This is a genomic window from Gemella parahaemolysans (assembly GCF_053758945.1).
In genome coordinates this window covers 35,312-42,864 of sequence record NZ_JBSMTP010000012.1, presented here as the reverse complement: position 1 = coordinate 42,864, position 7,553 = coordinate 35,312, and the positions used below count along the sequence as shown (strand labels likewise).

Below are 7,553 nucleotides of genomic sequence, written 5' to 3'. Positions count from 1 at the left end.
GGTAGCGGGCGTCAAAATACAATAGGGCTTGAACGAATGTGAAAGCCAGCGCCTTGAGGTGCGTGTTAGTAACAAAGGGTTATACCCGAAGAGAAAACCACCCCTTTTCAGGGGTGGTCATTATTTTTTTATTGATTTTTAATTTCTAGATTACCGTCTTTTAAAGAGATATTATCTCCTTCTTTAACTTTTTCATATTGTTCTTTTGTGACAGTGATGTGCTTTGTATCTCCTTCTTTAGTTTTAATTTCAAGCATATATACAGGGACTTTTGAATCTTTCACATTATCTACTAGTTCTTTTTGTTTATCACTAGCTTGCACATGGTTGTGAGAAGTTGCAGAGTTAAATAATGTATACCATAAAAGGGCATTAGTTATCGTGCTACCAGAAAAGAATCCATTAGTTCTGTAGTTATCATTTATATAATCTGTATACTGTCTTTTATATCCTTGATTATTGTAACTATTGTAGTTTTTATTATAAGTGCCACCAGAATTTTTTGTGAAGTTTTTTGTAGTACTTGTAGTTGGTTTACTGCTGGCTGTAGAGCTAGTCGGTTTTGAATTAGGTTTACTACTAGATGGTTTAGAAGAACTAGGTTTCGAACTAGATCTAGAGGCACTTGGTCTTGCAGAAGAGCCTTTGGCTTCAATTAAATTGATGCTTGATGCACTTATTGTAGAAAAAATTAATGTAGAAGTTAAAAACAAGCTTGTTAATTTTTTGAATGAAATTTTTTTCATAGCGATATCCTTTCATATAAACTAATTATTTTCAGTGCTATGTTTAGCGATTACAGTTCCTTCAACATTTTCTTGCGAGTTTGCTTCACTTTTCACTGTATTTTCTATGTTAGTTTTATCATCAACTTTGTTATCATTTGTATCATTGTTAAAATAATAATATAGACCAAATCCAATTAATGTAATTGTAAGTAAGGTAAGGAATATCTTTAAAAATCTAGCCATACTAGAATCCTCCTAATACATAACCTTTCATATCTAATGCACGTTTTAGTCTGTCATATTCAGAAGCTGGCACTTCAAGTTCATCACCATTTACTTGTGTAATAGTAGCGTGTTCAGCATTTAGTTCTTTCCAAATATCAACAATATTGTTTAGGTTAATTAAGCCACGATTACCATCAATTAAAGTAATTTCAAACCAATTCATAAAATTACCTCCTTTATTTATTATGCTTAAATTATATCATAGTTTTTAAGAAAATAATAGTATTGTAACTATCCCATGTTATTGTTAAGTTTTTAGTCATTATGTTAGTAAACTTATAAGTAAAATTAATGTATATTTTTAGAAAATTTGATATAATTAAATTAATAATAATTTATAGTGAGGATAAAACAATGAAAATATCTGTGATAGGTTCAGGAAGTTGGGGGACTGCTCTGTCTCAAGCAGTTGTAGATAATGGACATGAATTACTCTTATATTCAAGAAGTGAAAAATCGAGAGATGAAATAAATGAAAATCATACTAACAGTAGGTATTTAAAAAAAGCTGTTTTACCAAAAGAAGTAGTAGCAACAAGTGATTTAAAAGAAACAGTAGAATTTGCAGATGTAATTGTTATAGCGGTTCCTACAAAAGTTATGAGAGAAATCTCGAGAGAGATAAATAAATATTTAGAACGTCCTAAATTTATTATCCATGTATCTAAAGGTTTAGAAATGGAAACTAACAAAAGAATGTCAGAGGTGATATCTGATGAAATTGATAGTGATAAATTAAAAGGAGTAGGGGTACTAAGTGGACCATCCCATGCAGAAGAATTAATATTAAGAAATCCAACTGTTGTTGCAATAGCATCAGAAAATGATGAATTAAATAGAATAGCTCAAAAAATCTTTCACAATAAATATTTTAGAATTTATGTTAATAAAGACATAATAGGTGTTGAAGTTGGAGGGGCACTAAAAAACATAATTGCATTGGGATGTGGAATGATTGATGGAATGGCCTATGGAGATAATGCCAAAGCGGCTTTATTAACACGTGGACTAATCGAGATAACAAGATTAGGAAAAAAACTAGGAGCTGATGAAATGACCTTCTTGGGACTCGGAGGAATTGGTGATTTAGTAGTGACATGTACATCTAAGCATTCAAGAAACTATAATTGTGGTTATTTAATAGGTCAAGGATACACATTGGAAGAAGCTATTAAAAAATTAGATATGGTTGCAGAAGGGGTACGAACTACAAAAGTTTGTTATTTTCTATCAAAAAAATATGGTGTTTATATGCCTATTACAGAAAATATATATAAAGTACTTTATGAAGGACTTAGCATAAAAGAATGTGTTAATAATCTAATGAATAAAATGGCAGCAGAAGAGTTAAACAAATTTGAATAAAATAGGTATAGACATTATTGTATAAATAGAAAAAATTAAATGAATTATTAAAAATATAATAAAAATGCTTAAAAAACGCTAAAAATCGGTAATAAAGCCTTGATTATTAGTATTTTATATGGTAATATTTAATATGTGAAACGGATGAACCGTTACTCAATAATGGAGGTAAAGAATTAATGAATAAATCAGAATTAATTTCAAAAGTTGCTGAGAAATCAGGACTACAAAAAAAACAAGCAACTGCAGCTATCGAAGCATTCGTAGAAACAGTTGAAGAAACTTTAGCTAAAGGTGAAAAAATCCAAATTATCGGATTTGGTAACTTTGAAGTTAGAGAAAGAGCTGCTCGTAAAGGACGCAACCCTCAAACTAACGAAGTTATTGAAATCGCTGCAAGCAAAGTTCCTGCTTTCAAAGCTGGTAAAGCTCTTAAAGACGCAGTTAAATAATAACAATTTAATTCAAAGAGAGGAGTTACTACTTAGTAGCTCTTTTTTTTATAAAAATGGAGGATAGTTTTGAAAAATAAAGAACAATCACAAGAACTTATAAAAACATTATTAGAAAATATTGGGGAAGATACTTCAAGACCTGGTTTACTTGATACACCAAAAAGATGTGTGAAAATGTATGAAGAGTTATTATCTAAAACGAATGTTGATCCAAAGGAAGAAATAAATACATTCTTCGAGTCAGATAATGATGAACCTATTTTAGTAAAGGATATCCAGTTCTACTCTTTATGTGAACACCATATGTTACCTTTTTATGGAGTTTGTCACATAGCTTATGTACCAAATAATAAGAAAATTACAGGGCTTAGTAAATTAGCTCGTCTTGTTGAGAGTGCTAGTCGTAGACTTCAAATTCAAGAAGATATGACACTTATGTTAGTGAATGCAATTGAAGAACAATTACAACCAAAAGGTGTGTATGTAATTATAGAAGCTGAACATATGTGTATGGCCATGCGTGGAATTAAGAAAATTGGTTCTAAAACAGTGACAAGTAAGAAAACTGGTATTTTCTTAGAAGATACAGAATTAGTTAAAGATATTCAATATAAAATCAAGCTATAGAATAAACAGGAGTAGATTATGAAAGAAAGTAGCTATATTATTATTAGAGCTGAAGTCGATAATGTAAAAGTAATCACGAAAAAGACGAATAATGAAGAAGCTCTTGAAATATTAAATAAGGGAGAAGTAATAATTCTAAATATTTTTGATAATATCGTAAACTTCAAAGTACAAGGAAGAGCGAGAATAGTATCAAATTTAGATCAAGTGATTTCGGAGTAATGATAACCTACATAAGCTAATATAAGTGTAATCGATGATAGGGAGATTTATATGAAGGGGCTTGATGCAAGTTATTATTATGAAGGCTATATAGTTTATAATTCTAAAGATTTATATTAAAATTAGAATAAAAAGTTCGCAGAGATTTTTCTGCGAACTTTTTATCATGTTACTAGAATAGTAATTTATCTGCTCCACCAAGTTTGTAGTCTAGAGCAGCCATAGCAAGTACGTTAATAAAGTGCCATGGACGGTCAAATTCTGGTTGGAAGAATATATCAGCAAGTGCTAATTGTTCTAATGTCCAGTCTGATGCGATAGCTATAGATAAAGCTGCGATAGCACTAGAAACGTCATGTTTAGACATGAATTGAGCTCCTAGAACTCTGTGAGTATCTTCATCATAGTAAATCTTCATGTGAACTAAATTATTTTCTTTTCTCATGAAGTCAGGGTAGATTCTTTCTTCTACATATTTAGAAGCCACTTTACCATCATATAGACCTACACCATTTTGAGATAATCCAGTACTTACGAATTTGTAATCAAAGAATGATAATGCTGAAGTACCATTTACTGCAGGCATTTTAGTTTTAGTACCCATAGCGTTTAATGCAGCTACAACACCTTGACGGCGAGCTAGAGTAGCAAGAGCTATTGGTAATTCTCCGCGAGTTGGAGCGTATGGAAGAAGAGTTGAGTCTCCTCCTGCGTATACATCTTTAGCAGATGTTTCTAAGTATTCGTTAGTAACAACAAAACCACGTTCTGTCATTTCTAATTCTTCATTTAACCAAGATGCATCTGGACGAACACCTACAGAAACGATAACAGTATCCGCTTCGTATTCACCTTTATCAGTTACTACAGCAGTAACTTTCCCATTTTCACCTTTGAATGAAAGAACTTTTTCACCACCACGAACTTTAAGGTTGTGTTTAGCGCCTTCTTCAGTAAGAATATCAGTAAGTTCTTGGTCTAAATATGTATTTAAGATTCTTGGTGCGAAGTCAACGATTGTTACATCGATACCGTGTTTTGCATAAGATTCTGCAACTTCAAGACCGATGTATCCCCCACCAACTACAACAGCTTTTTTACTGTTTTGCATACAATCGTATACAGCTTGAGTATCTTCTGGGCCACGGAAAGTGTGGATATTTTCTAATTCAATTCCTTCGAATGGAGGTTTAACTGCAACTCCACCAGGACTTAATAATAATTTATCGTAAGATTGTTTTTCTTCACCAGCTGGTGTTTTAACAACAACATATTTTTCTTTTGAATTTAATCCTACAACATCGCTGTTACAGTGGATGTTAATACCTTGAGAACGGTAAGACTCCTCTGTTGCAAAGTGTAGTTCAGATAACGCTTTAGATGTCCCATCTAAATAAGATTGGCTACCTCAACCCATGAATGAAGCCCCAGCGCCTCTTTCATATAAGTGAATTTCAGCATTAGGCTCGTTTTTTAAAATAGTTTGAACAGCTTCGTAACCGAAGTGAGATGTTCCAACAACTACGTATTTCATATATTTTCCTCCTAATTAATATTTTCTATAATTTGAATTTTTTTCCGTATAATTACTATTAAAATATTATACAAATAGCATTATAACATATATTGCTATAATATAAAAATAATATGAATTGATAAAGTGATGAAAATAGCTTTGTTATCGCTTTACTCTTGTATTATTATATACTAGATTATATTGTTTTACGTCATATATTTAGTATTAGGATTATTATATTTACTTTGATTCATAAGTAAGCAAATATTTTGATTTGACTTTTTTTGACTTTTGTTTTATTATAGATTTCAGTAGATACAAAAATATAAATAAAAAAATTTTATAAGAGGTTATTAATATGATTAAACCATTATTTGATAATGTATTATTAAAAAAAGTAGAAGAAGAGAAAGCAACAACTAGTGGAATAGTTTTAGCTTCAAAAGAAGAAACTTCAAATATTGCGATAGTAGTTGCATTAGGAGAAAGTTGTTTATTATCAAAAGATAATGATGGAGAACTTACTGCAGGAAGTAAAGTAGTATTTTCGGATAATTATAAAAAAGTTAATTTTAAAAATGAAGAATACTATTTAGTAAATGAAGAAGAAATTCTTGCGGTTATTGAAGATTAATTTTATTACTATTTGGAACAAACAAATAATAAAGAGATTTAGGAGGAAACATGGTTAAAGAATTAAAATTTTCAGAAGATGCTCGCCAATCCATGAAAGTTGGCGTGGATAAGTTGGCGAATGCTGTCAAAATTACATTAGGACCAAAAGGAAGAAATGTAGTTTTAGATAGAAAATTTGGCTCTCCATTAATTACTAATGATGGAGTATCGATTGCCAAAGAAATAGAATTAGAAGATCCTTATGAAAATATGGGAGCAAAATTAGTTGCTGAAGTAGCTAATAAAACAAATGAAATTGCAGGTGATGGAACTACGACTGCGACTATTCTTGCTCAGGCTATGATAACTGAAGGGTTAAAAAATGTTACGAGTGGAGCTAATCCTATCGGGATTAGAAAAGGTATGGAAAGAGCGGTAAAAGTTGCTGTTGAACGCCTTCGTGAAATTAGCGTAACGGTAGATTCTAAAGATAAAATAGCGCAAGTAGGTGCTATTTCTGCGGCTGACGAAGAAATTGGAAAATTCATTTCAGAAGCTATGGATAAAGTTGGGAATGATGGTGTTATCACAATCGAAGAATCACAAGCTCTTGATACTACTCTAGAGGTAGTTGAAGGAATGCAGTTCGACAGAGGATATCTATCTCCATATATGGTAAGTGATACAGAAAAAATGATTGCTGATTTAGATAATCCTTATGTTCTTGTTACTGATAAAAAAATCAGTGCTGTTCAAGAAATCTTACCAGTATTAGAAGAAGTAGTTGCAGCAGCTAAGCCTTTATTAATTATTGCGGACGATGTTGAACAAGAAGCTGTTGCGACACTTGTTGTAAATAAACTTCGTGGTACATTTAATGTTGTAGCAGTAAAAGCTCCAGGATTTGGAGAAAGAAGAAAAGCTATTTTAGAAGATATTGCTATATTAACTGGTGGAACTTTAATTACTGATGATTTAGGTTTAGAGTTAAAAGATGCTAATATAACAATGCTTGGGAAAGCTGCTAAAGTAAATGTTACTAAGGACAACACCGTTATTGTTGGTGGTAAAGGTGATAAAGAAAAGATTGAAAGCAGAGCACAACAGATTAAAGCATTATATGTGGAATCAAGTTCTGAATTCGACCGTGAGAAATTACAAGAAAGATTAGCGAAACTATCAGGTGGAGTAGCGGTAATCAAAGTTGGTGCTGCTACAGAGACTGAACTAAAAGAAAGAAAACTTAGAATTGAAGATGCATTAAATTCAACTAGAGCTGCAGTAGAAGAAGGTATTGTTCCTGGTGGAGGGACAGCACTTGTTCAAGTAATTTCTGAAGTTGAAAAATTAGAAGCAACTGGTGATGAACAAACTGGAATTAATATTATTAAAAAAGCTCTAGAAGCTCCAGTTCGACAAATCGCAGAAAATGCGGGATTAGAAAGTAGTGTTATAGTTGCTAAACTTAAAGAAGTAGAAGTAGGGTATGGATTCAATGCTGCTACTGAAGAGTGGGTTGATATGATAAAAGCTGGAATAGTAGATCCAACGAAAGTTACGCGTTCGGCATTACAAAATGCTGCAAGTGTGTCAAGTTTATTCTTATCAACAGAAGCTGTTGTAGCCGATGTTTCAAAGGATGAACCAATACAACCACAAATGCCAATGATGTAAAACTAATAGCTAAAACAAATAATTTGAATAATTGGCTATGATATTATAAAATAAATTCATAAGAAT

General features: G+C 31.7%; 10 protein-coding genes. 6 read left to right on the top strand and 4 right to left on the bottom strand.

What is annotated here, in order from left to right:
- Positions 1-128: 128 nt before the first annotated feature.
- From ACWOBP_RS07175 to ACWOBP_RS07165, 3 genes are read right to left on the bottom strand one after another with little or no spacing between them, the layout of a single operon-like run.
- Positions 129-746 (bottom strand): hypothetical protein, encoded by a 618-nt coding sequence (locus ACWOBP_RS07175; protein ID WP_455338104.1) that lies wholly within the window; start codon positions 744-746, stop codon positions 129-131.
- A gap of 21 nt (positions 747-767) precedes the next feature.
- Positions 768-971 carry a hypothetical protein gene (locus ACWOBP_RS07170; protein WP_455338103.1) on the bottom strand — a complete coding sequence of 68 codons (204 nt, stop codon included), beginning with the start codon at positions 969-971 and terminating at the stop codon, positions 768-770.
- A 1-nt stretch (position 972) separates the two neighbouring features.
- Entirely contained in the window at positions 973-1,176 is a 204-nt protein-coding gene (locus tag ACWOBP_RS07165; protein ID WP_455338102.1) for a hypothetical protein, read from the bottom strand.
- Positions 1,177-1,367: 191 nt separating this feature from the next.
- On the opposite strand from ACWOBP_RS07165, the gene ACWOBP_RS07160 reads away from it, so the two are divergent.
- From ACWOBP_RS07160 to mtrB, 4 genes are all read left to right on the top strand, one after another.
- Positions 1,368-2,378 (top strand): NAD(P)H-dependent glycerol-3-phosphate dehydrogenase, encoded by a 1,011-nt coding sequence (locus tag ACWOBP_RS07160; protein WP_455338101.1) that lies wholly within the window; start codon positions 1,368-1,370, stop codon positions 2,376-2,378.
- Positions 2,379-2,557: 179 nt separating this feature from the next.
- On the top strand, positions 2,558-2,830 hold the full coding sequence (locus tag ACWOBP_RS07155; protein WP_003144688.1) for an HU family DNA-binding protein: 273 nt from the start codon (positions 2,558-2,560) through the stop codon (positions 2,828-2,830).
- Between the two features lie 69 nt (positions 2,831-2,899).
- Entirely contained in the window at positions 2,900-3,460 is a 561-nt protein-coding gene (folE, locus tag ACWOBP_RS07150) for a GTP cyclohydrolase I FolE (RefSeq protein WP_003146888.1), read from the top strand.
- Positions 3,461-3,478: 18 nt separating this feature from the next.
- Positions 3,479-3,682, top strand: coding sequence for a trp RNA-binding attenuation protein MtrB (gene mtrB, locus ACWOBP_RS07145; RefSeq protein WP_003146887.1), 204 nt, complete (start codon positions 3,479-3,481; stop codon positions 3,680-3,682).
- A 172-nt stretch (positions 3,683-3,854) separates the two neighbouring features.
- Here the strand turns inward: mtrB and ACWOBP_RS07140 are convergent, their stop codons facing one another.
- Positions 3,855-5,216 carry an NAD(P)/FAD-dependent oxidoreductase gene (locus ACWOBP_RS07140; protein WP_455338100.1) on the bottom strand — a complete coding sequence of 454 codons (1,362 nt, stop codon included), beginning with the start codon at positions 5,214-5,216 and terminating at the stop codon, positions 3,855-3,857.
- A 340-nt stretch (positions 5,217-5,556) separates the two neighbouring features.
- On the opposite strand from ACWOBP_RS07140, the gene ACWOBP_RS07135 reads away from it, so the two are divergent.
- Positions 5,557-5,832: a co-chaperone GroES gene (locus ACWOBP_RS07135; protein ID WP_455338099.1), complete on the top strand. Its 276-nt coding sequence runs from the start codon at positions 5,557-5,559 to the stop codon at positions 5,830-5,832.
- A 50-nt stretch (positions 5,833-5,882) separates the two neighbouring features.
- Positions 5,883-7,487: a chaperonin GroEL gene (gene groL, locus ACWOBP_RS07130; RefSeq protein WP_455338098.1), complete on the top strand. Its 1,605-nt coding sequence runs from the start codon at positions 5,883-5,885 to the stop codon at positions 7,485-7,487.
- Positions 7,488-7,553: the final 66 nt, after the last annotated feature.

Coding starts and splice junctions, on each gene's coding strand:
- ACWOBP_RS07175 (WP_455338104.1), bottom strand. CDS start 746: ATGAAAAAAATTTCATTCAAAAAATTAACAAGCTTGTTTTTAACTTCT.
- ACWOBP_RS07170 (WP_455338103.1), bottom strand. CDS start 971: ATGGCTAGATTTTTAAAGATATTCCTTACCTTACTTACAATTACATTA.
- ACWOBP_RS07165 (WP_455338102.1), bottom strand. CDS start 1,176: ATGAATTGGTTTGAAATTACTTTAATTGATGGTAATCGTGGCTTAATT.
- ACWOBP_RS07160 (WP_455338101.1), top strand. CDS start 1,368: ATGAAAATATCTGTGATAGGTTCAGGAAGTTGGGGGACTGCTCTGTCT.
- ACWOBP_RS07155 (WP_003144688.1), top strand. CDS start 2,558: ATGAATAAATCAGAATTAATTTCAAAAGTTGCTGAGAAATCAGGACTA.
- mtrB (WP_003146887.1), top strand. CDS start 3,479: ATGAAAGAAAGTAGCTATATTATTATTAGAGCTGAAGTCGATAATGTA.
- ACWOBP_RS07135 (WP_455338099.1), top strand. CDS start 5,557: ATGATTAAACCATTATTTGATAATGTATTATTAAAAAAAGTAGAAGAA.
- groL (WP_455338098.1), top strand. CDS start 5,883: ATGGTTAAAGAATTAAAATTTTCAGAAGATGCTCGCCAATCCATGAAA.